We start from the raw sequence: 23,410 nt of genomic DNA, 5'->3' as shown, positions 1-23,410 counted from the left end.
GAACGGCGAGGAGACGAACCGATGACCACCACGGAGACCGAAGGCCTGGCGCAGCGGGTCCACGAGCTGACGGCCCGCATCGAGGAGCTGCGCGAGCAGTACTACCAGGAGAACGCGTCGACGGTCCCGGACGCGGACTACGACGCGCTGGTGGTCGAGCTCGAGGAGATCGAGCAGGCACACCCGGAGCTCGCGAAGACGGACTCGCCCACGCAGCACGTGGGCGGCGCGGTCGACACGACGACGTTCGACGCGGTCGACCACCTGGTGCGCATGTACTCGCTCGACAACGTGTTCTCCCTCGACGAGCTGCGGACCTGGTTCTCCCGTGAGCGCCACGCCGTGCCAGACGGCACGCGATGGCTCACGGAACTCAAGATCGACGGACTGGCGGTCAACCTGCTCTACCGCGACGGCGAACTGGTCCGCGCGGCGACCCGCGGCGACGGGACGACCGGTGAAGACATCACTCCGAACGTCCGGACCCTCGACGACGTGCCGGTCCACCTCGACACGGACGCACCACCGAAGGAGGTGGAGATCCGCGGTGAGGTGTTCTTCCCCGTCGAACGGTTCGCGGAGCTCAACGCGGGCCTCGTGGAGTCCGGGCAGAAGCCGTTCGCGAACCCGCGCAACGCGGCCGCCGGATCGCTGCGGCAGAAGAACCCGCAGGTGACAGCGCGCAGACCGCTGCGGATGCTGGTCCACGGCATCGCCGCGTGGACTCCTGCGGACGACACCCACCCGGAACCGTCCGCGCAGTCCGAGGTGTACGAGCAGCTGCGGTCCTGGGGACTGCCCATCAGCGAGTACTACCGGGTGTGCGAATCTGCGCAGCAGGTCGAGGAGTTCATCGAGCACTACGGGACCAACCGCCACTCCGTGTCGCACGAGATCGACGGGGTCGTCATCAAGGTCGACGACCTCGCGACTCAGGCGGCGCTGGGATACACGTCGCGCGCACCCCGCTGGGCGATCGCGTACAAGTACCCGCCGGAGGAGGTGACGACCCGGCTGCTCGACATCCAGGTGAAGGTGGGTCGCACCGGCCGGGTGACGCCGTTCGCCGTCATGGAGCCTGTCCTGGTGGCGGGCTCCACCGTGGAGCGTGCGACCCTGCACAATGCGCACGAGGTGGAGCGCAAGGGCGTGCTCATCGGCGACCGCGTCGTCATCCGGAAGGCCGGCGACGTCATCCCGGAGGTGCTGGGCCCGGTCGCGGACCAGCGCGACGGGTCGGAGCGGGCGTTCGTCATGCCGACGACGTGCCCCGCCTGCGGTTCGGAGCTCTACGAGCAGAAAGCGGGTGACAAGGACCTGCGGTGCCCCAACGCCCGCTCGTGCCCCGAGCAGCTCGTCAACCGCGTCATCTACCTGGCGTCCCGATCCGCGCTGGACATCGAAGCGCTGGGGGAGAAGGCCGCCTACGCCCTCACCGCCCCCGACGAATTCGACGGTGTCCAGAACACCGACTGGGACGCGGAGACGGAGACCGCGCGGAAGCTCGCCGACACGACGGCCGCCCCGCTGACCTCCGAAGCGTTCCTCTTCGACCTCACGCCCGAGGGCGTGGCCGGGGTCCGCACGTTCCAGACCGTGCGGAAGGACGGCGAGGAGCGCACGGAGCTCGTCCCCTACTTCTGGACGCGGCCCGAGCATTACACGACGAAGGCGCGGATGGGGGAGCTCAAGGCGCCGTCGCGGCCCCGGAAGAACACGGAGACGCTCTTCGCGGAGCTGGAGCGGGCGAAGGGAGCACCGCTGTGGCGCATCCTCGTCGCCCTGTCGATCCGCCACGTGGGGCCGGCCGCCGCTCGCGAACTCGCCGCTGCGTACCGGTCGATGGAGGCGATCCGTGCGGCGGAGCTGGGTGAGCTCGCCGTCGTCGAAGGGGTGGGTGAGGTGATCGCCCAGAGCCTCGTCGACTGGTTCGAGGTCGACTGGCACCGGGAGATCGTCGACCGCTGGGAGGCGGCCGGAGTCGTCATGGACGACGACGTCACCGGCCCGGCCGCTGCAGCAGGAGGGGCGGGGGGCGTGGGAGCCGCTGCGGCCTCGGCGGAGGGTGTCGAGGACGCCGTCGCGGACGAGGCCGTCGATGCCGCGCAGGCACAGACGCTCGCCGGGCTCACGATCGTCGCGACCGGATCGCTCGAGCACTTCACCCGCGACGGCATCGCGGAGACGATCCGTGCGGCAGGCGGCAGATCGTCGGGCTCCGTCTCGAAGAAGACGGACTTCCTGGTGGCCGGAGCGAACGCGGGATCGAAGCTCACGAGGGCCGAAGCGCTGGGCGTGGCCGTGCTGGACGAGGAGTCGTTCGTCACGCTGCTGCGGGACGGCCCGGGGGAAGGCGACACGGGTGCGGAAGCCGGTGACGAGGCCTCCGAGGCCGCTGACAAGGCGTCGGAAGCCGACGACACCTGACGGTGACCTGAACCACACAGGCTGCGCACAGGTCCACGTCGTCGGAGGTTCAGATTCGAGTGGAAGAGTAGGGGTCATGAACATCGGGACCCGCTTGATCCTCTCCGCTGCGCTGGCGGTCGGTTCGACGATCGGCGCTGCAGCACTGGGCCAGACGTCCCTCCGGGACTCGCCGGCGGACGTCGCACCGCCCACCGCGGAAGGTGATCGTGCCACCCCGGACGCGCGCGCCGCGACTGCCGGGACCACGGACGAATTCGGCTCCTACCCGGGACTGACCGACGCCGAACGCCTCCACACGGCGACCGCAGGTGCCGCCGACACGACGATCGCCCACGCTGCATCCGCCGACGCTGCGGCTATCGATGCAGCGCCCCTCGATGCGGGGGCGCGGGCGGACGGGGTCCGTGCCGAGCTCCTCTCGGCGGCGGAAGCCGGCGAGATCTCGTGGGCGGCAGCCGAACGCGTAAGCGAGGACCTCGGCGCCTACATCCGCGGCGAGCGCCGCGCCGACGTCGTCTGACGCAGAGAGCTCCGCGACTCGAGAACAGAGCTGCGGTCCCTCCGATGATTCCGGAGGGACCGCAGCTCTGTTCTTTCGCCTGTCAGGCGGGCGCTGCCGCCCGCGTCAGCGGACCGTCAGTGCTCGACGGCCGCTTCGGCACCGTGACCGGTGAGGGAGCGCACCTCCATCTCCGCAGCCAGCTTCTTGCTCTCCACACCCTTGTCGGTGAGCGAGCCGATCCAGCCCAGCAGGAAGCCCAGCGGGATCGACACGATCCCCGGGTTCTTCAGCGGGAAGATCACGAAGTCGATGTTCGCGCCCAGCATCGCGGTCTCGGAACCGGACACGACGGGGGAGAAGGTGATGAGGAGGATGCACGAGATGAGTCCGCCGTACATGCTCCACACCGCCCCGCGGGTCGTGAAGCGGCGCCAGTAGAGCGAGTACAGGATCGTCGGCAGGTTCGCGCTCGCCGCCACGGCGAACGCGAGGGCCACGAGGAACGCGATGTTCTGGCCCTGCACCCCGATGCCGCCGATGATCGACACGGCGCCGATGACGAGCACCGTGCGACGGGCGACCTTCACCTCCGACTTCGAATCGATGACGCCCTTGCGGATGACGTTCGAGTAGATGTCATGCGCGAACGACGCGGCGGCCGTGATCGTGAGACCCGCGACGACCGCGAGGATCGTGGCGAACGCGACCGCGGAGATGATGCCGAGCAGTACCGGACCGCCGAGCACTGCAGCGAGCAGCGGCGCGGCCGAATTCACGCCGCCCGGGGCGTTGACGATCGTCTCCGACCCCACCATGGCGGCGGCACCGAAGCCCAGCACCAGGGTGAAGAGGTAGAAGATGCCGATGAGCCAGATGGCCCACACGACGGAGCGACGCGCTTCCTTGGCCGTGGGCACCGTGTAGAAGCGCATGAGCACGTGCGGAAGCCCGGCGGTGCCGAGGACCAGTGCGATTGCGAGCGACACGAAGTCGATGGGCAGCGCGCCGTACTGCAGGCCGGGTGCCAGGAGTGCCTCCGGCGGATCCGCGATGGAGTTCGCGACAGCGTCGTCCAGCACGGAGGAGAAATTGAAGTCGTTGAGCCACAGCACCCAGATCGTCATGATGAAGACGCCGCTGATCAGCAGGAACGCCTTGATGATCTGCACCCAGGTGGTGCCCTTCATGCCACCCACCAGCACGTAGATGATCATGACGACGCCCACGACCGCGATGACCAGCGACTGGCCCACCTTCGAATCGATGCCCAGGAGCAGCGACACGAGGCCTCCGGCTCCGGCCATCTGTGCCAGCAGGTAGAAGAAGCACACGGCGAGCGTCGTGAGTGCGGCCGCCATGCGGACGGGCCGCTGCTTGAGGCGGAACGCCAGCACGTCCGCCATCGTGAACTTCGCGGTGTTGCGCATGAGTTCCGCGACGAGCAGGAGGGCGACCAGCCAGGCGACGAGGAACCCGACCGAATACAGGAAGCCGTCGTATCCGTTGACCGCGATCGCCCCGACGATGCCCAGGAACGATGCGGCGGACAGATAGTCACCGGCGATCGCGAAGCCGTTCTGCGGCCCGGTGAAGGAGCGTCCGGCCGCATAGTAGTCCGCAGCGGACTTGTTGTTGCGGCTGGCCCGGAACACGATGACGAGCGTCACCACGACGAACGCCAGGAAGATCGAGATGTTGAGGACCGGGTTGTTCACCGGTGTCTCCTGGGCGTCGGCGGCCCAGATCAGGGGGGTGTTCATGAGGTGGCCTCCTGCCCTTCGAGTTCGGTGCGGATCGCCTGGGCCGCAGGATCCAGGCGCCTGTTCGCGAAGACGACGTAGATGCTCGTGATGGCGAACGTCGTGACGAACTGGAGCAGGCCGAGCACGATCCCCATGTTCACGGACCCGAACACGGGCTTGGCCATGAACTCATGGGCGTAGGCGCCCAGCAGGACATAGGCGGCGTACCAGATGATGAAGAAGGCGGCCATCGGGAAGACGAAGCTCCTCTGCGTCTTCTTCAGCGAGACGAATGCCGCGGATTCGTTCACAGCGACATAGTCGATGCCCTGTGGTTCCTGTGGTTCATCCTCATGCGGCGCGCTGCTCTGCGCGGGACCGTCGTGAGTCATTTCCCCTCCGTGCGATCGGCGGAAACCTCCCGGGTCTCGCAGCCCGTCGTGCGGGACTCCCTGCGGACGCAGGGTGTCACCGCTGATGACAGGGCTGTCGGGGCCTCAGAGGCCCGGTGCGAGGTGCACCGGTCCGGACCATCGTAAGTGACGGGAGTCTCTTTATGCGCTCGTGGGATCAGAGAATGTCGGAATAGGACATAAGTTACCGACGGGGAGGGGAAGCGGCCGGTGTGACCACGGGGTTCGTCCGGCAGTGCAGGAGCCTGGCCGCCCCCGTCGTAGACTGGCAGGCGGTACGAAATCGTAGGAGAGAGGGTGGGGATGGCTGACACGGCCGCGATCACCGCTGGACAGGTCGAGCACCTGGCGGAACTCGCCAGGATCGCCATGACCAGCGAAGAGTTGGAGAAGACGGCAGGGGACCTGGACCGGATCCTCGCCAGCGTCGCACGGGTGGCGGAGGTGGCCACGGACGACGTGCCTGCGACCAGCCACCCCATGCCGCTGAAGAACGTGCTCCGCGACGACGTCGTGGGCACCCCCCTCACCGCGGAGCAGGCGCTGTCCGGCGCCCCCGCGTCCGAGGACGGGAAGTTCCTCGTCCCGCAGATCCTGGGGGAGGACTGACATGACGGAAGATCTCACACGACTCACCGCAGCCCAGCTGGCCGCCGGACTGCGTGCCGGCGACTATTCGGCCACCGACGTCACCCGCTCCCATCTGGACCGCATCGACGCCACGGACGCAGCACTGGGCTCCTTCCTCACCGTCACCCCGGACACGGCGCTCGCCACGGCCGCGGAGGTCGACCGCAAGCGTGCCGCAGGTGAGGCACTCCACCCGTACGCGGGGGTCCCCGTGAGCGTCAAGGACGTCGTCGTCACCGCCGGCATCCGCACGACCGCGGGGTCGAAGATGCTCGAGGACTGGGTGCCGCCCTACGACGCGACGGTCTACACGAAGATCAAGGACGCCGGCCTGCCTGTGCTCGGCAAGACGAACCTCGACGAGTTCGCGATGGGTTCGACGACCGAGCATTCGGCGTTCGGCCCGACCCACAACCCGTGGGACACGACCACGGTCCCGGGCGGGTCCTCGGGAGGTGCTGCGGCCTCGGCGGCAGCATTCCAGGCCCCGCTGGCCGTCGGCACGGACACGGGCGGATCAATCCGCCAGCCTGCCGCCTTCACCGGCACGGTGGGTGTGAAGCCCACGTACGGCTCCGTGTCGCGCTACGGCGTCGTCGCGATGGCGTCCAGCCTCGACCAGGTGGGCCCGATGGGCCGCACCGTCGCGGACGCGGCGGCACTGCACCAGCTGCTGGCCGGGCACGACGCCCAGGATTCGACGTCGCTCACCGACCCGGTGCCGGACCTCCTCGCCGCCGTCGAAGCGGGGGTCCGCGACGGATCTCTCAAGGGCAAGCGCCTGGGCACCGTCCGCCAGCTGTCCGCGGACGACTACGCCGCGGACGTGCGGGACGCGTTCCACGCGGCGCTGGCCCTCGCGGAATCCGCGGGCGCCCAGATCGTCGAGGTCGACATGCCGTCGCTCGCGTACGCCCTGGACGCGTACTACCTCATCATGCCGTCGGAGGCGTCCTCGAACCTCGCCCGCTACGACGGGATGCGGTTCGGCCTGAGGGTGGAGCCGGAGACCGGCCCCGTCACCGCGGAGACCGTCATGAGCGCGACCCGCGCAGCCGGATTCGGCTCGGAGGTCAAGCGCCGCATCCTGCTGGGCACCTACGCGCTGTCCGCCGGCTACTACGACGCCTACTACGGCTCCGCGCAGAAGGTCCGCACCCTGGTGCAGCGGGACTTCGCCGCAGCGTTCGAGCAGGTGGACGTGCTCGTCACGCCCACCGCTCCCACGACGGCGCTGCCGTTCGGGTCGGAGGACGCCTCCGACCCCATGGCCCTGTACCTGGGAGATGCGGCGACGATCCCGGCGAACCTCGCCGGAATCCCCGCCATGAGCCTGCCGGCCGGCCTGGCGAACGGGATGCCCGTGGGTTTCCAGCTGCTGGCCCCGGCGCGCGAGGACGCCCGCCTCTACGAGGTGGGATCCGCGATCGAGGCGCTGGTCACCGACGCTGCAGGCACGCCCGTGTGGGCGGGCGTGCCGACGGAGTACGCGGCAGCCGGATCACCCACGACGACGAGCGCCTGAGGCCGGGGAGGAGACTGACATGAAGTACGAAGAAGCAGTCGCGAAGTACGATCCGGCTCTGGGCATCGAGGTGCACGTCGAGCTGGGGACCGCGACGAAGATGTTCGACGCCGCGCCGAACACGTTCGGCGGGGGTGCGAACGAGAACACGACGCCGTCGTCGCTGGGGCTTCCCGGTGCACTGCCGGTCGTGAACCGGACGGCGGTCGAGTACGCCATCCGGATCGGCCTGGCACTGGGATGCGAGATCGCCCAGGAGTGCAGGTTCGCGCGGAAGAACTACTTCTACCCGGACCTCGCGAAGAACTTCCAGACCTCGCAGGCGGACGAACCCATCGCCTTCGACGGCCGCATCGACGTCGAACTGGAGGACGGCACGATCGTCCCCGTCGAGATCGAGCGAGCCCACATGGAGGAGGACGCGGGCAAGAACACCCACGTGGGCGGGACGTCGGGTCGTATCCACGGCGCGGACCACTCGCTGGTCGACTACAACCGTGCGGGTGTGCCGCTCGTCGAGATCGTCACCCACCCGATCCTGGGGGTGGGCGATCGCGCGCCCGAGGTCGCAGCCGCCTATGTGCGCACGCTGCGGGACATCTTCCGGGCGCTCGACGTGTCCGAGGCCCGCATGGAGCAGGGCAACGTCCGCGCGGACATCAACGTGTCGCTGCGGCCGGACGCAGACGCCCCGCTGGGCACCCGCACGGAGACGAAGAACGTGAACTCGTTCCGGTCGATCGAGCGTGCCGTCCGCTACGAGATCGCCCGTCAGGCGGACATCCTGGACGCCGGCGGTTCGGTCCTGCAGGAGACCCGCCACTTCCACGAGGCGGACGGGTCGACGTCGTCGGGCCGGCCGAAGTCCGACGCGGACGACTACCGCTACTTCCCGGAGCCGGACCTGGTGCCTGTCGCCCCGTCCCGCGAGTGGGTGGAGGAGATCCGGGCCGGACTGCCGGAGCTGCCGGCCGCACGCCGTCGTCGTCTGCTGGGCGAGTGGGGTATCAGCGACCTGGAGATGCGCGACATCATCAACGCCGGTCTGCTGGACCCCGTCGAGGCGACGGTCGTCGCCGGTGCCACACCCGACGCCGCCCGCAAGTGGTGGATGGGTGAGATCGCACGCCTCGCCAAGCAGCAGGACGTCGACGCGGCGGGCCTCACGACCCCGGAGAGCGTCGCGGAGCTGCAGAAGCTGATCGACGACGGGAAGCTGAACGACAAGCTGGCGCGCAAGGTGCTGGCCGGTGTGCTCGAGGGCCGCGGGACTCCCGCGCAGGTCATGGAGGCCGACGGCCTGCAGATCGTCGAGGACACGGGTGCTCTCGAAGCGGCGGTCGACGACGCGATCGCGCAGAACCCGGACGTGGTCGAGAAGATCAAGGGCGGGAAGATGCAGGCGATCGGTGCTCTCATGGGGCCGATCATGAAGGCCACCCGCGGTCAGGCCGACGCGGGCAAGGCCCGCGAGCTCATCATGGCGCGCATCAACGGCTGAGTGCGCCGGCACCGCTGAGCTCGCCGGCATCACGGCGCACGCGAGGAGGCCGGGGTGAGGAGCAGCTTCCTGGAAGCTCCTCACCCCGGCCTCGATCCGTGGTCCGCCCGGTGATTCAGCGGCACTGTTCCGGGTGGGTTCGCTGAGCGTAAACCACTACTCAGCGGTACGACAGCCATCCGGCCGGTTGTTCCCTCACCGGCGCGGCGGTCCGGTGCGGTGCCGGATCAGTCCAGCGCGACGGCTGCCGGCGTGTCGAAGATCCCGCCCTGGAACTCGAGCACGTTGGGCGATGCGTCCGCCGGCACGTCGAAGACGATGAGTCCGGAGGCGGTGTTGCCCGGGTTGATCTCCTCGATCAGCACCACGTCGTTGTCCGATGCCGCGTAGATGCCCGCTTCGGAGTCCGATGAGTAGCTGTTGCCGTCGTCGTCCTTGAGCTTCACGTCGCCGTCGAAGAAGTAGCTGGGTTCGCTGCCCGTGTTCTTCACGGAGATGTCCACGAGGACGAACTGACCCTGCGCGGTGGTGCCGAGATATTCATCCCCCACCTCGCTCACACCGTCCTGCACGTCGGAGACGGTGATCTCCCAGTCGCCGGTGGCGACGGCGTCGCCGAGCCCGTAGTCCGCGCCCGAGGCGTCCGCATCGTCCGCTGCCGCCTCGCCGTCGCCGGAATCGTCGGCTTCGTCGGCGTCCGAGGCGGCTCCGGCGGAGTCTGCGGAGTCCTGGGCCGGCGATTCGTCACCGCCGCCTCCGATGTTCACGACGACGATGAGCGCGATGATCGCGAGGACCCAGAACCACCAGCGCTTCCACAGCGGCTTCCGAGGCTTCCCGGCAGGGGGAGTGGGTGCGGACTGGCCCGGCTGACCCGGCTGGCCGTACTGCTGGGGCTGACCGGGGTGCCCGGGGTGTCCGGCCTGGCCGTACAGTCCGGGGTGCCCGGGCTGGCCGTATTGCTGTGCCTGCGCGTACTGGTACTGGCCGGACTGCTGCGGCTGGCTCGACGGATCTCCCGGGTACGGGCGCCCGGGCTGTGGGTGCTGCTGAGGGTGGCCCTGCTGGTGCGGCTGGCCGGGCTGCGGGGTGTGCGGATGGGGCTGCGTCATGATGCTCCTCGGGAGTGAAGGGTGGATACGACGACGTTCTCGTCGTGACACCACAAGCCTCCGTCGAAGGAGCGTGCCCCCGCGTCGTCCGAACGGGTGGACCGGTCACGCCGAAAGGATGAACAGGAGCCTCACGGCCCCACCTGTTCGGCTGACGTGCGTGTCTGTGCGCCCCGCTACGGTGAGAGCGTGAACTCAGAGACTCCAGCGACAGCACTCACGGCGGTGGGGCAGCGGATGCGCGGCCACGACCGCCGCAGGGCGCTGCGCATCGCCCTCGACATCGTGATCGGGCTGCTCGTGTACGTGTCGGGTGTCCTCGTCGGATCCCTGTCCCTGATCGGCGTGCCCGGCGCGATGGACGAGTCCGGTGAGCTGTCGGGGGTCGGCGCGATCGTCTTCCTCCTCGTCTGGATGCTGTGGCTCACCGTGTTCGTCCGCACCCGCTGGCCGCTGGTGCCACTCATCGCGGGCGCGGTGTGCGGACTGATGGGTGGGGACGTCCTCCTCCTGCTCGTGGGAGTGTTCCACGCGGTCGTGAGGCTGCCGCGTCGCCCCGCGACGGCGGCGACCGCGACCGGGGCGGCCGTCGTGGTCTGGGCTGTCGTCCGGGCATGCGTGCGCGAACCCGGGTACAACCCGTTCGCGTTCCTGGTCGCTCCGGAAGGAGTGGCGCTGACCGGCCCGGATGCCCATGTGTTCTCGCCCCAGACTGCGCTGGCGATCGACGTGCTCACGATCGTGAGCGGTGCCGTCGCACTGGGGATTGCGGTGGGCGTGGGGTATCTGGTGCGGCGCACCCGCAGGATGAGGTCCGTGGAAGCAGTCGCGGCCCACCAGACGGAGCGCAGCGAAGCACTCACGGTGCAGCTCGCACGCCAGTCGGAGCGCCAGATGCTCGCGCGGGAACTGCACGACACGCTGTCGCACCGCCTGTCCGTCATCTCTCTGCAGAGCGGGGCGCTCGAAGTCTCCCGTGACGACGCGCGGGCGGCAGAGGCGGCTGCGGCGGTGCGGAAGGAGGCGAAGGCCTCACTCGAGGATCTGCGGGACCTGGTGAGCGGAGTCCGTGATGGGACAGCGGGCGCAACACGAACAGTGCTGACCGACACCACGCCGGCACTCGCGACGCTGCGGACGGTGCCCGACCTCATCGCGTCGGTGCGGTCCACCGGGCCGGATGTCACCGCGATCATCGTGCTCGAAGACGTCGATCGGGCCCCTGCACTGCTGAGCCGAACCGTCTACCGGATCGTCCAGGAATCGCTCACGAACGCGATGAAGCACGCTCCCGGCCGCCCGATCACGGTGGACCTGAGGGTGAGCGCGGAGCACGGCGCACGGATCTTCGTGAGCAACCCGTCCGTCCCGGAGCAGGAGGCTCTGGGCGACCTGACCGGATCGGGCGGCGGGATGGGGCTCATCGGCATCGAGGAGCGGGTCCGGATGGTCAGCGGCGAGGTGTCCATCGGCCCGCGCGGTGACTCCTTCGTCGTCGACGTGCGGCTGCCTCCGTTCACGGAGCGTGCTGGACACGTCTGAACCGTGTCCGTGGGCTGTCCTACTGTGGGGTCATGCCATCCGATCAGTCGATCCGTGTCCTCGTCGTCGATGACGACCATCTGGTCTGCACGGGGCTCACGCACATCCTGTCCACTGCGGACGACATCGCAGTGGTCGGCAGTGCGGCGAACGGGGCGGAAGCGCTGGAGAGCGTGATGCGGCACTTCCCGGACGTCGTCCTCATGGATATCCAGATGCCGGTGATGGACGGGATCGAAGCGACCCGCAGGATCACGAACATGCCGCGCCCGCCCCAGGTCGTCGCCCTCACGAGCTTCGACGCGGAAGACTATGTGTTCCGCGCACTGGAGGCGGGTGCCGCGGGCTACATCCTCAAGGACATCGCTCCGGACGATCTGAAGGAAGCGGTCCGGACCATCCACGGCGGGGACGGGTTCGTCTCGCCCCGTGCGACGACGGGCCTCATCCGTGCCCACCGCGTGGCGCAGACGAGCACGCGTCGGTTCGACGCGGTGGAGCGGCTGTCTCTCCTGACGGCGCGCGAACGGGAGATGGCGATCCTGGTCGCGCAGGGCATGAGCACCCGCGACATCGCGGAGGCCACGTACGCCAGTGAGGCGACGGTGAAGACCCACCTCGGACGGATCATGACGCGCACCGACGCACCGAATCGCGTGGGAGTGGCCGTGCTGGTGGCGCTTGCGGGACTGCTCGACTGACGGGACTGCTCGACTGAGCAGGGCCGTCCCGAGGGTGGGATCCACCGAAAGGGTGGGTCGCCCGGAAGGATGGGATCTGCCGAAAGACTGGGTTGCCCGGAGGGTGGGCTTCGGTCAGCGTGTCAGGCCGTGACGGCGCGCAGGTGCGAGTGCCTGCCCACGGACCCGGACGCGGCGCGCTCCCGCGATCCGGTGGGGACCTGCGTGGTGCCGGGGACGAAGTCGAAGTCGGTGATCGCCCCGTCCAGCATGCGCAGCACGTCACGGGCCTCAGCCCAGTCGCGCACCGGCAGCACCCAGATGTCGCCGCGGGCGGTGATGTCGTACGACGCGATGAGTGACAGAGCGGTGGGGTCGTGCAGGAGCAGCCGCAGTTCATCACCGGTGTGCTCGGCTTCGCCCACCTGCTGCACCGCTGCCTGCTCCCTCTCCGGCGTCACCGGGTGGGCGATGTCCTGCGCTGCCGCGGCGTTACGGGCTGCCGCCGCCGGATCCGCGGAGAGGTCGAAGGTGACGTCCGCGCGGTCCGCATCCGTCTCGTCGCGGGTCGTGAGAACGGTCGTGAGCCCCAGGTCGACGGTGAGGCGACGCAGCGCGTCCCACATGCCGTCGTGAGCGTCGGAGTCCAGACCCGCGGTGGGTTCGTCCAGCAGGACGATGGATGGGTCATGGACGAGTGCGCCGACGATGTCCGCGCGCCGTCTGAACCCGACCGGCAGGTTCCCGAAGCGCCGGTCGAGGACGCTCATGATCTCGAGGACACCGCACAGCTGCTCGATCCGTCGCTGGACGCTGCGGCCCGAATACCCCTGCCGCTCCGCAGACAGCAGCAGGTTCTCCCACACCGTGCGCGCGGGGTCGAACTGCGATTCCTGCGCCACGACCCCGACCTCCCTGCGGATGCGGCGGTCGTCGACACTCACCACGTGACGGCCCACCTGCACGGTTCCGGACGTGGGGGTGATGCGGGTGGACAGACAGCCGATCACCGTGGTCTTCCCTGTTCCCGGCCTGCCGAGCAGCGCGAACGTGGTGCGTTCCGGCACGACGAACGACACGGCTCCCAGGGCGTAGAACGCCGGATCCAGGGCTGTCTGTCCCGGGTATGTCTTGGTGAGCCGGTCGACGATGATCGCGCTGCGCACAGTCGGTCCCTTCCGCGGGTGAGGGTCAGCAGGCACTCGAGGGAGAGTGGACATCGGTCGAGTGCTGGTGGGGGGGGTACTCCTGCCAGGGTATACGAAAAGCGAACGATGCGTGATGGAGGGTTATCCCCCTTCCCGCAGTCCGCGCGGAGGCGCACACTTGAGGCATGCACGCGATCACCCCGCACATCTGGCATGACCGCACGGCGGCAGAGGCTGCGGACTTCTACACGGAGGCCTTCCGCGACGTGCGCGAAGTCTCCCGCTCCCACTATCCGACGGAGGGGCCGGCCGATTTCCAGGCGTCGTTCGCCGGTGCCGTACTCGGCATCGAGCTGGAGATCCACGGCTGCCGCGTCGCCTTCATCAACGCGGACGACACGTTCCGCCCCAACCCGGCCGCGGGGTTCATGGTGCACGTGGACGACGCGGTCGCCGAAGACCCCCGTGGGTACCTCGATGGGCTGCACGATCGGCTGGTCGAGGGCGGCACCACGCTCATGCCGCTGGACGAGTACCCGTTCTCCGCCCGCTACGCGTGGGTCGAGGACCGGTACGGGGTGAGCTGGCAGCTCTTCCTCACCCCGCCGGATTCCGCTCCGCGGCCGTCCCTCGTCCCCTCGCTGCTGTTCTGCGGTCCTGCTCAGAACTCCGCCGCCGAGGCCGTCGCCACCTACACCTCCCTCTTCCCGGGGTCGGAGGTCGGGACGGTCGCGACCTATCCGACGCAGACCGGACCGGCTGTGGAGGGGGCGTACATGTTCTCCGAGTTCCGCCTCGGGCGCGGTTCCGGTGGGCCTCGGAAGGATCCGTGGATCACCGCGATGGATTCCGGGGTGGACCAGCCGTTCACGTTCACGGAGGGCTTCTCCCTCATGGTGAGGGCAGACGACCAGGACGAGATCGACCGGCTCTGGGCGGTGCTGTCCACGGACCCGGAGCGGGAGCAGTGCGGCTGGTGCCGCGACGCCTACGGGGTGAGCTGGCAGATCGTCCCGGCGGACCTCGACGACCTGCTGGCAGCCCCCGGTGCGTACCAGCGGCTCATGGGCATGAAGAAGATCGACATCGCGGAGCTGCGGGGAGGGTAGGAGGCGCTTGGCGGCGCGGGCTCGGCCCGCACGCTCCAATCGTTCATCCAGCCTGACTCACTACGCTGTGTGTCACCGATATCAGAGGAGTGCACCGATGGCACGTCACCCGTGGAAGGGACTGTGGCGGCAGCTGTGCGCGGGTCGTCTGCCCGTGTACCGCATCCTCGTGCCCGATTCCGTCACGGACTCCGTCATCCGGACGTGGGAGGCGCGCGGCTACGAACTGCCGGCATCCCGGCAGGCGACGTACTCCCGCCTCCTGCACACGCCGGGCGAGGCACGCAATCTCATCCGATCGAACGTCGTCTTCCGTGTCCTCACGGGTGCGGGGGCGGCGACCACCGGTATCTTCGGGCTCAGCACGTTCGGGATCTCCTGGCTGACGGGGGACGTCGCGACCGGCGGTGTCATCACGACGGGTCTGTTCGCAGCAGGGACGGGTGTGACCGGTGCGGTGACGGGCACCAAGTACATGCGCGACCCCAAGCGGCTGTCGCGGAAGGACCGCGAGAGCGCCCGCGCCGCACGGTGGATCACCCCGCAGACCCTGGGCTTCGTCGCGGGAGTGAAGCACGGTCAGGACACGGACGAGCAGCGACTCTTCCACCTCTCCGTCATGCTCGCGACCCGCATCGCGTCCACCCGCGCGTGGACGCACCCGATCCTCACCGACCACGTGGCCCGCGTCGACCTGGACGACATGGTCGCAGGCATCGGCGTGCGACTGGCGGAGCTCGTCCAGGTCCGCACGGAGCTCGACGCGATGCGCGACGGGACGGAGGCCAACCGTGTCCAGGCCTATCTGGGGCGGTTGGCTGAGGCCTTCGAATCGATCGCGGACCGCGTGATGGCGATGCACGAATACCTCGAACACCTGCGGGCACTCGACGCCCAGCTCATCGCACTGGACCACTCGGAGCGCACCCGGGAGATCGGCGAGCGCGTCCTCGACATCGTGTCCCGCACCGCCGGTGATGACACGCTCGGGGCGCAGTTCCGGGACCTCAACATGGAAGCGGAGTCCCACGCGGAATCGATCGCCCGCCTCCTGGCGGAGCTGGACGAGACGGCGGAGGAGTTCGACGATCTCGACGCCCAGATCCAGAAGGCATCCGCTGCGGGCGCGGCGGATTCGGCGCAGTATGGAGGGGCCGCCGCGCTCACCGCAGAGGCTGACCCCGCGACCCGCGTCGACGCGTACTTCGACCGCACGCGCGATGGTAAGCGGGAGAAGCACCGCAGGGACGACGGCAGCTGAGCACACTGCTGCGTGACTGAGCGCTGTGTGACTGAGCGCTGCGTGACGGGGCGGAGCCGATCAGCCCACGAGGACTGTCCGCCCCGTCGCCGTTCCGCTGTTGAGTGCCGCGAGGCTGTCGACGGTGTTCTCGAGGGAGAGCGGCTTCTCCGTGATGGGGACGCGCGGCAGATCCTCCGCCTTCGCCATCTCCACGAGCGCGCGCAGGTCCTCGAGACTGCCCACGTAGTTCCCGATGATCGACACGGCCTTGAGCGGCAGCAGCGCCGTCGACAGGGGAGTGCTGCCGCCGAACAGGCCGACGGGGACGATCGTGCCGCCCTTCGCGACGGACGCCAGCGCGAAGGAGAAGGTGTCGCCCGTGTTCACGAAGTCGACGATCGCCTGGACCGGCCCACCCAGGTGCTCGGCCAGACCTGCACCGTCCAGGTTCCTCGAGTTCACTGTCACGTGCGCGCCCAGCCGTGCGGCGTTCTCCAGGTTCGCGTCGGAGACGTCCACGGCGACGATCCGTGCCCGCGTCATGCGTGAGAGGAGAGCGATGGCGGCGAGCCCCACCCCGCCGGTGCCGATGACCGCGACCGTTTCGTCGTCCGTGAGCGGCAGGACGCGGCGGACCGAGGCGAACGACGTGAGCCCGCTGCAGGCGAGCGTCGCAGCCCAGCTGGGGTCGAGCCCCTCATGGTCGACCAGGTAGTCGGAATCAGGGACCAGCACTTCCGTCGCGAAACCGCCCCAGCGGAACACGCCGATCGCCTGGCTGGTCGCACAGAGGTTCGTGCTCCCGCTCACGCACCGGCTGCAGGTTCCGCAGCCGATCCACGGGAAGACGATCCGGCTGTCACCCGGGCGCACATCAGTGGCGTCCGGGCCCACCGCGATGACCTCACCGACGATCTCGTGGCCGAACACAGCGGGGTACTTCAGGCCTCGGTCCGCGATGGACAGCCAGCCGCCCCCGCCCAGGTCGTAGCCGCCAGCGTGGCTGTGCGTGTCCGTGTGGCAGACACCGCTGCGGGTCACGCGGACGAGTACTTCACGACCGGTGGGGATGGGTGAGTTGACCTCCTGCTCCTGCAGCGGGGCATCGGGGCCTGTGGCGGCGAACACCTTCATCAAGCGACTCCTCGTCGTCGAGAACCTCGTGGATGGTTGATGCCATTGTGCACGACTTTCATGCAGAAGTTGCCATGGTGGCCTCGTTCATTATTGCCTTGACCGGTATTGATGTGCGGCGGAGATCTACACTCGAAGCATGCTCGACACGACTGCTCCGATCCCGATCCTCGACTGCCACAACGACCTGCCGTTCGCGCTGCGGGAGCGGGCCGGCTATGACGTCAGCGGGCTGGACAGGGAGCGGGAGGAATTCCACACCGACCTCGTGCGGCTGCGGCGCGGCGGAGTGGGCGCGCAGTTCTGGTCCGCGTGGGTGCCGTCGTCCATCCCGCAGGAGGACGCGGTCGTCGCGACTCTGCAGCAGATCGACGCGGTCCACCGGCTCACGGACGCCTACCCGCAGTTCCTGCAGGCAGCGCACACCGCCGCCGATGTCGAAGCGGCTTTCGCCACGGGTCGCATCGCGAGCCTCATCGGGCTGGAGGGCGGGCAGTCGATCGCCGAATCGCTCGCGGTGCTGCGGCAGATGTTCCACCTGGGGGCCCGGTACATGACGCTCACCCACAACGACGACCTCGATTGGGCGACCGCGGCGACCGGCGGCTACGAGACGCAGGCGGAGGTCGACGGGCTGCCGGGCGCGCCGGGCGGGAGGTCGCCGCGTGGTCTCACGGAGGAGGGCGTCGCGGTCGTCGCGGAGATGAATCGTCTGGGCATGATGGTCGACCTGTCGCACACGAACGAGCGCACACAGCTGGATGCCCTCGAAGCGTCCCGCGTACCGACCCTCTTCACCCACTCGTCGGTCCAGGCGGTGAACCCGCACCCGCGCAACGTGACCGACCGCGTGCTGGAGCGGATCGCTGCGACCGACTCCGTCCTCGGCCTCACCTTCGTGCCGGCGTTCGTGTCGCCGGCGCTGCTGGAGTGGACACGCGAACGGGCACAGGTCCGCATCGGCCTGGGCATCGATGATCCGGACCGTCCGATCAGCGTCACTCGTCCGTACCACATGCCACGCGCACCGCGCCCCGGTCAGACGTGCGACGAGGTGAGGGCCGACAACGCCGCGAACCACGTCGACTATGCCTACGGCGACACGGACGCCGAGGTCCCACCCGCTGCCGCCGCCCGGCTGGCGGCCTGGGAGGAGGCTCACCCCGAGCCGCAGGCGACGCTGCACGAGGTCGTCGCCCACCTGGAGGCCGCGCGCGAGGCCGTGGGCATCACCCGGATCGGACTGGGCGGCGACTACGACGGGACGGCGTCGCTGCCGGTGGGGCTCGAGAGCGTGTCCTGCTACCAGGACCTGCTGCATGAGCTGTCCGATCGCGGATGGTCGCGGAACGACCTCGAGGCTCTGGCCCACGGCAACGTCCTGCGGGTCATGCGCGCGGTGGAGGACGGCGCCTCGGACGTGTGAGGGTGCCTCAGGGTCCGTGAGGTCCACGGTCCGGACTCTCCCACGAATGGTTCTCATATCTGCTCGAATGGGGCTGTCGTCCGTACAGCCTGCTGACTGTGCGCGTCCTCAGGACTCTGAGACGCCTCAGAGTCCAGCCCCCGAACGGAGAGTGGTCACGCCGTGCAGCTGCCCGTCGATCTCTTCCACTGGGTGCTGTCCGCACTGCCGATCGCCGCCCTCGCCTTCTTCATGATCCAGCTGCGCTGGGGCGCGCAGCAGGCGGGCGCCATGGGTGTCATCGTCGTCACCGGCATCGCGCTGCTGTTCTTCCGCGCACCGCTCGAGACGCTGGGGGTCGCCGGTGCGAAGGGTGTCTGGGACGCGGTGTCCATCCTCTTCGTCATCTGGCCGGCACTCCTGCTGTTCCACGTCATGAAGCGCGCCGGCGGCTATGAGTCGATGCGGCGCGGCATCACCGCGATGAGCCGCAACGAGCTGTTCATCATCGTGGCGCTGGGCTGGGTGTTCACCTCGTTCCTGCAGGCGGTCGACGGGTTCGGCACCCCGATCGCGATCGTCGCCCCGCTGCTCGTGGCTTTCGGCGTGAAGCCGATCTACGCCGTCGCGATCCCGATCATCGCCCACATCTGGGCCAAGTTCTTCGGCACCCTGGGCGTCGGCTGGCTCGCGACCCTGCAGGTCGTCCAGCTGGACGAGTCGACGATCCTCGCGACGGCTCTCGAATCGTCCCTCATGCTGTCGTTCCAGGCGCTCATGGGCGGGTTCACCGTCGTGTGGATGTACGGCCGCTGGGAGGCGGTCAAGCACGGGTGGCCCCTGGTCCTCATCATCGGTGGGATCCAGGCGCTGGGTCAGTTCCCCGCGGTGCTCGTGGATCCGGCGCTGGGCGCGTTCCTGCCGGCGACGGCGGCGCTCATCGCGCTGTTCCCGCTGTCCCGGTGGAGGCGGTACGCGGAGCCGGCGGAGTCGATCGTGCGTCGCCCCGCGATGTCCGTCTCCCACACCGGACTCAGTGCGGACACCGCGCGGAGTGTGCCGCCGATGAGCACGCTCACGGCGTTCTTCCCCTACATCCTGCTGAGTGCCATCGCGACGGCCACGTCGCTCATCGGCCCGGTGGCGGACGTCCTGGGGCGGTTCACGGTGGGGTTCCCGTTCCCGGGGACCGCGACCGGTTTCGGCGTCGTCACAGAGGCTCAGGACACCTATTCCGCGCTCGCCCCACTGGCGCATCCCGGTGCGGGACTGCTGGTGACAGCCGTCGTCACGTGGGTGCTCTTCGTCCGGCGCGGCTACGAGCGGACCTGGCAGGCCGGGCTTGCGGTGAAGGACAGGAGCACGCTGGTGAGCCTCCTCATCACCGCAATCCCAGCGTCCGTCCCGATCGTCACCTTCCTCGTCATGGCGTCGATGATGAATCATGCGGGTCAGACGCAGACGCTCGCCCTGGGCCTGTCCGCGGTGGCACCCGCTGCGGTGTACGCGTTCCTGGCGAACGGCATCGGCGCGGTCGGTGCGTTCGCGACCTCCTCGTCGACCTCGTCGAACGTCCTCTTCTCCGACCTGCAGGTGAACGTCGCGCAGATCAAGGGGCTGCCGGTCTCCACGATCCTCGCCGCACAGTCCGCGGGGGGTGCGCTGGGCAACGCGATCGCACCTGCCAACATCGTCATGGGCGCATCGACCGCGGGGATCAACGGCAAGGAGGGCATCATCATGCGCAAGACGCTGCCGTGGACGGCTGCGGCCTTCGCCGTCACCGGGGCCGTCACCGTCGCCCTCGCCTACCTCTGATCGCCCCGGACGAAAGGACCCACCGTGCGCGCGCTCGTGCTGAACAAGACGATGTACCTGGGAGTCTCCTTCGTGCTCCTGCTCGTGTCGCTGCCCCTCATCAGCGCGGGGACCACGGCAGGTGCCTCCGCCGAGGTCCCGGCCGGGGCCTCGGGCCCGGGTGCCGGCCTGCTGTGGGCCGGGCTGGTATGCCTGGCCGTGGGCATCGTCCTGCTGCCGATCCAGCGGCTGCTGACGGGCACCGACGACGAGGACCCCGACTCACCCGACGACGACTGAGCCAGACTACGACTGAGACCAGAAGACTGAGAACAGACGGCAGAGAGAAGGAGCATTCGATGGCACACCATGCAGGACCCCGCACCGGACGACCGCCGGTCCTCGCGAAGCGGGGGCTCGTGACGAGTCCCCACCACCTCGCCTCGGAGGCGGGGAACGCGGCGCTGCGACGGGGCGGGTCTGCGGTCGATGCGGCGATCGTGGCGAACACGGTGCTCGCGGTCGCCTACCCGCACATGGCGGGGCTGGGAGGCGACTGCTTCATGCTGCTCGCCGGTGGACCCGTCGACGGAGTGGAAGCGCTCGAGGCGAACGGTCCGTCTGCGGCGGCCGCGACCCGTGACTTCTACGGGCAGGCCGGACACGTCGACCGCATCCCGATGCGCGGTGCCTACGCCGCGCTCACGGTCCCCGGCGCCGTCGACGGGTGGCGGGAAGCCCACGAACGCTACGGCAGGCTGCCGTGGCGGGACCTGTTCGACGACGCGATCGTGCTCGCGGAGGACGGCGTCGCCGTCACCCGGTCGCTGGCGGACTGGATCGCCGCCGACTGGCAGCTGCTGAAGGACGATCCGCAGATCGCAGGGGTGTTCGCCAGCGGGGAGACCCCGGTGCGCGAAGGGGAGATCCTGCAGCAGCCCGCGCTCGCCGCCACACTGCGGGGCCTGGCCGAGGGCGGTGCGCGCGGCTACTTCTACGAAGGGGAGTTCGCACACGCCTTCTCGACCGCGCTCCAGGAGCAGGGGTCCCCGCTGTGCGCTGACGACTTCGCGGGCTACCGCGCGCAGTGGGTCGACCCGATCTCCACGACGTACCGGGGCCGGAGCGTCTACCAGCTGCCGCCGGCGACACAGGGGATGTCCGCGCTGCAGATCCTCAACCTGCTCGAGGGCTTCGACCTGTCGACGATCCCGGAAGGGGGCGCCGACTACTACCACCTCATCGTCGAGGCCGTGAAGGTGGCGTTCGCGGACCGCGACGAATGGCTCGCGGATCCCGGCTTCGTCGACATCCCGCTGGAGACGCTCCTGTCGAAGGAGTACGCGGACCAGCGGCGTGAGCTCATCAGCCTGGAGCGGGCACTCGACGGAGCGTCCGTGGAACCGGGCCTGCGCTACGGGGACGAAGCAGAGAGGACGGCACCCACCGGTGACACCGTCTACTTCGCGGCGGCGGACTCCGACGGCATGATGGTGTCGATCATCCAGTCGCCGTACCACGACTTCGGTTCCGGGATCATCGCGGGAGAGACCGGGGTGATCCCGCAGAACCGCGGTTCGTTCTTCTCCCTGGACGCGACGCACCCGAACACGCTGGAGCCGGGCAAGAAGACGTTCCACACGATCATCCCCGCGATGGTGCTGGAGGACGGGCAGCCCGTGCTGGCCTACGGCACGATGGGCGGTGAAGGACAGCCGCAGACGCAGGCGGCGGTCCTCACGCGGATCATCGACTACGGCTTCGACGTGCAGCAGGCGATCGAGGCGCCGCGCTGGCTGTACGGCCGCACGTGGGGCGTCTCCGATTCGAACCTCAAGCTGGAGGCGCGGATCGCTCCGGAGGTGGTCCGTGAACTCACGCTGCGCGGGCAGCCGGTCGCGATCACCCCGGAGTGGGACGGGACGCTGGGGCATGCGGCGGCGATCCGGCGGTACCCGGCGACAGGCATGTACGAGGGCGGAGCGGACCCGCGCGGCGACGGGCAGGCGGTCGGGCACTGAGCCGATAGCCTTCGAGCATGCTCGAACTCCTGCTGTTCTGCATGCCGGCGGTGCTCTACCTCCTCATCTGCGTGCGGAGGTGGCAGCTCCCGTTGGCCGAAGCGCTGTCACGGGTCGGTGCGACAACCGGGACGGGCAGGGACTACGGGCGTGCGGCGCTGGTCGCCGTTCCCCTTCTGGGCGCGGCGGTCGTGGTCGTCCGCACTGTGCCGGCAGACGTGCTGTCGGACCCCGCGGTCACGATCGCGACCGCCGCCTCGGGGCTCGCCCTCATCGGGGCGGTCCTGCGGGCGGCCGGTGAGGAGGTGTTCTTCCGGGGGCTGGTGGGAGGCGTGCTCATGCGCCGGCTGGGCTTCGGGTGGGGCAACCTCTTGCAGGCGGTGGTGTTCCTCCTGCCGCACACCGTGCTGCTCGCCCTCGACGGGAGCCTGTGGCCGCTGCTCGTCCTCCAGTTCGTCACCGGGTGGCTGCTGGGATGGCTGCGCTGGACGAGCGGCTCGATCCTCCCGGGCGTCGCCGTGCACGCCGTGGTGAATATCGTGGTCGGTCTCCTGGTGGCGTGACGCGGGCGAGCTGAAGACGTGTCTGCTCACTGTTCCCGGAAGCGCGTGCGCTGCGCATACCGCCCGGGTGTCTCGCCCGTGATGGTGCGGAAGTCGCGGATGAAGTGGGGCTGGTCGAACCACCCCAGGTCCATCGCCAGGTCGACGATGTCGCGGGGATCGTCCCGGTCGATCGCCGCCACCGCATCCATGACGCGGGCCCGCACGAGCATCCTCTTCGCACCCATCCCGGTGAACCTGCCGATGAGCCGCTGGAGGGTGCGGACACTCTGACCCGTACGCTCCGCCAGTACGGACAGCGTCGTGATCTCCGGTGAGGCGAGCAGATCGAGCACGCGGAGGAATCGGTCGAAGCCCGGAGGGTCGCCCGGTCCCCACTCCAGCAACCACGAGTCCAGATACGGCGCGGCCTTCTCCGCGTCGAGCGGCAGCTGCGGGTCGGGAGCCCGGACGCCGAACCACGCGGACGCGGGAACCGTCCGGTCCCGGATGCCGCCGAGGTCGTGGTCGCGGAACGCTGCGATCCCTCCCACTCGGAACTTCACGCCCACGACGCCACCTGTGGCAGTGAGGCTCACGTCGAAGCGCCCAGCACTGACGGGCCCCGTCACCCAGACGCCGGCCCCGCACCCCGCGGTCGGGTGCGCATCGCTCCCGCACGTGCCTGCACGGTGCACTCCGCCGCGTTCGACGGTGATGTTGACGGCCGGTTCGTCGAGGGTGGAGGCGTGGAAGACTTCGTCGTCCGCAAGTTCCCAGCGCACGGACCAGTAGCGCTCGACCCATCGGCGCAGCCGCTGGTCCGGTGCAGCCTGCCCGTAGGTCGTGCGGGTGAGCAGTTCGTCGGGCCGCAGGACGCGGCCGAACATCTGCGACGGTGTCGCGTTCGTCCAATCCTCGCCGGTGGGCATGC

The 23,410-nt window shown here is 69.1% G+C and carries 20 protein-coding genes; 14 read left to right on the top strand and 6 right to left on the bottom strand.

Features of this window, described 5'->3' with window-relative positions; translation table 11 throughout:
• Positions 1–21 precede the first annotated feature (21 nt).
• Both ligA and JFC09_RS10360 read left to right on the top strand, forming a co-directional pair.
• The gene (gene ligA / locus JFC09_RS10365; RefSeq protein WP_198393927.1) at positions 22–2,427 is read left to right on the top strand and encodes an NAD-dependent DNA ligase LigA; all 2,406 of its coding nucleotides are present in this window, start codon (positions 22–24) and stop codon (positions 2,425–2,427) included.
• Between the two features lie 76 nt (positions 2,428–2,503).
• Positions 2,504–2,950 carry a hypothetical protein gene (locus JFC09_RS10360; protein ID WP_198393926.1) on the top strand — a complete coding sequence of 149 codons (447 nt, stop codon included), beginning with the start codon at positions 2,504–2,506 and terminating at the stop codon, positions 2,948–2,950.
• Between the two features lie 116 nt (positions 2,951–3,066).
• Here the strand turns inward: JFC09_RS10360 and JFC09_RS10355 are convergent, their stop codons facing one another.
• Complete coding sequence (locus tag JFC09_RS10355; protein WP_198393925.1) at positions 3,067–4,692, bottom strand: solute symporter family protein; 1,626 nt, start codon at positions 4,690–4,692, stop codon at positions 3,067–3,069.
• Complete coding sequence (locus tag JFC09_RS10350) at positions 4,689–5,066, bottom strand: DUF485 domain-containing protein (protein ID WP_198393924.1); 378 nt, start codon at positions 5,064–5,066, stop codon at positions 4,689–4,691. Before JFC09_RS10350 ends, JFC09_RS10355 begins: the two co-directional genes overlap by 4 nt.
• A gap of 324 nt (positions 5,067–5,390) precedes the next feature.
• Between JFC09_RS10350 and gatC the strand changes: the two genes are divergently transcribed.
• From gatC to gatB, 3 genes are read left to right on the top strand one after another with little or no spacing between them, the layout of a single operon-like run.
• A complete protein-coding gene (gene gatC, locus JFC09_RS10345; RefSeq protein ID WP_198393923.1) occupies positions 5,391–5,696 on the top strand; it encodes an Asp-tRNA(Asn)/Glu-tRNA(Gln) amidotransferase subunit GatC in 306 nt (101 codons plus the stop codon).
• Between the two features lies 1 nt (position 5,697).
• The gene (gene gatA, locus JFC09_RS10340) at positions 5,698–7,242 is read left to right on the top strand and encodes an Asp-tRNA(Asn)/Glu-tRNA(Gln) amidotransferase subunit GatA (RefSeq protein ID WP_198393922.1); all 1,545 of its coding nucleotides are present in this window, start codon (positions 5,698–5,700) and stop codon (positions 7,240–7,242) included.
• Positions 7,243–7,261: 19 nt separating this feature from the next.
• A complete protein-coding gene (gatB, locus tag JFC09_RS10335; RefSeq protein ID WP_198393921.1) occupies positions 7,262–8,743 on the top strand; it encodes an Asp-tRNA(Asn)/Glu-tRNA(Gln) amidotransferase subunit GatB in 1,482 nt (493 codons plus the stop codon).
• Positions 8,744–8,970: 227 nt separating this feature from the next.
• On the opposite strand, the gene JFC09_RS10330 is transcribed toward gatB, so the two are convergent.
• On the bottom strand, positions 8,971–9,855 hold the full coding sequence (locus tag JFC09_RS10330) for a DUF4352 domain-containing protein (protein ID WP_232483398.1): 885 nt from the start codon (positions 9,853–9,855) through the stop codon (positions 8,971–8,973).
• A gap of 189 nt (positions 9,856–10,044) precedes the next feature.
• Between JFC09_RS10330 and JFC09_RS10325 the strand changes: the two genes are divergently transcribed.
• Positions 10,045–11,397, top strand: coding sequence for a sensor histidine kinase (locus JFC09_RS10325; RefSeq protein ID WP_332839735.1), 1,353 nt, complete (start codon positions 10,045–10,047; stop codon positions 11,395–11,397).
• Between the two features lie 32 nt (positions 11,398–11,429).
• The gene (locus tag JFC09_RS10320; RefSeq protein ID WP_198393920.1) at positions 11,430–12,098 is read left to right on the top strand and encodes a response regulator transcription factor; all 669 of its coding nucleotides are present in this window, start codon (positions 11,430–11,432) and stop codon (positions 12,096–12,098) included.
• Between the two features lie 122 nt (positions 12,099–12,220).
• Here the strand turns inward: JFC09_RS10320 and JFC09_RS10315 are convergent, their stop codons facing one another.
• Positions 12,221–13,279 carry an ATP-binding cassette domain-containing protein gene (locus tag JFC09_RS10315; protein ID WP_198393919.1) on the bottom strand — a complete coding sequence of 353 codons (1,059 nt, stop codon included), beginning with the start codon at positions 13,277–13,279 and terminating at the stop codon, positions 12,221–12,223.
• A gap of 131 nt (positions 13,280–13,410) precedes the next feature.
• Between JFC09_RS10315 and JFC09_RS10310 the strand changes: the two genes are divergently transcribed.
• Both JFC09_RS10310 and JFC09_RS10305 read left to right on the top strand, forming a co-directional pair.
• Complete coding sequence (locus JFC09_RS10310; RefSeq protein ID WP_198393918.1) at positions 13,411–14,334, top strand: VOC family protein; 924 nt, start codon at positions 13,411–13,413, stop codon at positions 14,332–14,334.
• A gap of 97 nt (positions 14,335–14,431) precedes the next feature.
• Entirely contained in the window at positions 14,432–15,595 is a 1,164-nt protein-coding gene (locus JFC09_RS10305; protein WP_198393917.1) for a hypothetical protein, read from the top strand.
• 60 nt (positions 15,596–15,655) lie between these two features.
• Here the strand turns inward: JFC09_RS10305 and JFC09_RS10300 are convergent, their stop codons facing one another.
• Complete coding sequence (locus JFC09_RS10300; RefSeq protein ID WP_198393916.1) at positions 15,656–16,711, bottom strand: alcohol dehydrogenase; 1,056 nt, start codon at positions 16,709–16,711, stop codon at positions 15,656–15,658.
• A gap of 139 nt (positions 16,712–16,850) precedes the next feature.
• Between JFC09_RS10300 and JFC09_RS10295 the strand changes: the two genes are divergently transcribed.
• The 5 genes from JFC09_RS10295 (at position 16,851) to JFC09_RS10275 (ending at position 22,497) form a co-directional block, all read left to right on the top strand.
• Positions 16,851–18,137: a dipeptidase gene (locus tag JFC09_RS10295; RefSeq protein WP_198393915.1), complete on the top strand. Its 1,287-nt coding sequence runs from the start codon at positions 16,851–16,853 to the stop codon at positions 18,135–18,137.
• A gap of 162 nt (positions 18,138–18,299) precedes the next feature.
• On the top strand, positions 18,300–19,934 hold the full coding sequence (locus JFC09_RS10290; RefSeq protein ID WP_198393914.1) for an L-lactate permease: 1,635 nt from the start codon (positions 18,300–18,302) through the stop codon (positions 19,932–19,934).
• 24 nt (positions 19,935–19,958) lie between these two features.
• Positions 19,959–20,213: a hypothetical protein gene (locus JFC09_RS10285; RefSeq protein ID WP_198393913.1), complete on the top strand. Its 255-nt coding sequence runs from the start codon at positions 19,959–19,961 to the stop codon at positions 20,211–20,213.
• Between the two features lie 59 nt (positions 20,214–20,272).
• Positions 20,273–21,934, top strand: a complete 1,662-nt coding sequence (ggt, locus tag JFC09_RS10280) for a gamma-glutamyltransferase (protein WP_198393912.1) — start codon at positions 20,273–20,275, stop codon at positions 21,932–21,934.
• A 17-nt stretch (positions 21,935–21,951) separates the two neighbouring features.
• A complete protein-coding gene (locus tag JFC09_RS10275; protein ID WP_198393911.1) occupies positions 21,952–22,497 on the top strand; it encodes a CPBP family intramembrane glutamic endopeptidase in 546 nt (181 codons plus the stop codon).
• Between the two features lie 26 nt (positions 22,498–22,523).
• Here the strand turns inward: JFC09_RS10275 and JFC09_RS10270 are convergent, their stop codons facing one another.
• Positions 22,524–23,408 (bottom strand): helix-turn-helix domain-containing protein, encoded by an 885-nt coding sequence (locus JFC09_RS10270; RefSeq protein WP_198393910.1) that lies wholly within the window; start codon positions 23,406–23,408, stop codon positions 22,524–22,526.
• Positions 23,409–23,410: the final 2 nt, after the last annotated feature.

The sequence above is a fragment of the Brevibacterium yomogidense genome, assembly GCF_016107685.1.
GTDB lineage: Bacteria > Actinomycetota > Actinomycetes > Actinomycetales > Brevibacteriaceae > Brevibacterium > Brevibacterium yomogidense.
This window is presented reverse-complemented; position numbering and strand designations above follow the sequence as displayed.

Coding starts and splice junctions, on each gene's coding strand:
- gatC (WP_198393923.1), top strand. CDS start 5,391: ATGGCTGACACGGCCGCGATCACCGCTGGACAGGTCGAGCACCTGGCG.
- JFC09_RS10360 (WP_198393926.1), top strand. CDS start 2,504: ATGAACATCGGGACCCGCTTGATCCTCTCCGCTGCGCTGGCGGTCGGT.
- JFC09_RS10355 (WP_198393925.1), bottom strand. CDS start 4,692: ATGAACACCCCCCTGATCTGGGCCGCCGACGCCCAGGAGACACCGGTG.
- ggt (WP_198393912.1), top strand. CDS start 20,273: ATGGCACACCATGCAGGACCCCGCACCGGACGACCGCCGGTCCTCGCG.
- gatA (WP_198393922.1), top strand. CDS start 5,698: ATGACGGAAGATCTCACACGACTCACCGCAGCCCAGCTGGCCGCCGGA.
- gatB (WP_198393921.1), top strand. CDS start 7,262: ATGAAGTACGAAGAAGCAGTCGCGAAGTACGATCCGGCTCTGGGCATC.
- JFC09_RS10300 (WP_198393916.1), bottom strand. CDS start 16,711: ATGAAGGTGTTCGCCGCCACAGGCCCCGATGCCCCGCTGCAGGAGCAG.
- JFC09_RS10350 (WP_198393924.1), bottom strand. CDS start 5,066: ATGACTCACGACGGTCCCGCGCAGAGCAGCGCGCCGCATGAGGATGAA.
- JFC09_RS10305 (WP_198393917.1), top strand. CDS start 14,432: ATGGCACGTCACCCGTGGAAGGGACTGTGGCGGCAGCTGTGCGCGGGT.
- ligA (WP_198393927.1), top strand. CDS start 22: ATGACCACCACGGAGACCGAAGGCCTGGCGCAGCGGGTCCACGAGCTG.
- JFC09_RS10295 (WP_198393915.1), top strand. CDS start 16,851: ATGCTCGACACGACTGCTCCGATCCCGATCCTCGACTGCCACAACGAC.
- JFC09_RS10330 (WP_232483398.1), bottom strand. CDS start 9,855: ATGACGCAGCCCCATCCGCACACCCCGCAGCCCGGCCAGCCGCACCAG.
- JFC09_RS10320 (WP_198393920.1), top strand. CDS start 11,430: ATGCCATCCGATCAGTCGATCCGTGTCCTCGTCGTCGATGACGACCAT.
- JFC09_RS10270 (WP_198393910.1), bottom strand. CDS start 23,408: ATGCCCACCGGCGAGGATTGGACGAACGCGACACCGTCGCAGATGTTC.
- JFC09_RS10310 (WP_198393918.1), top strand. CDS start 13,411: ATGCACGCGATCACCCCGCACATCTGGCATGACCGCACGGCGGCAGAG.
- JFC09_RS10275 (WP_198393911.1), top strand. CDS start 21,952: ATGCTCGAACTCCTGCTGTTCTGCATGCCGGCGGTGCTCTACCTCCTC.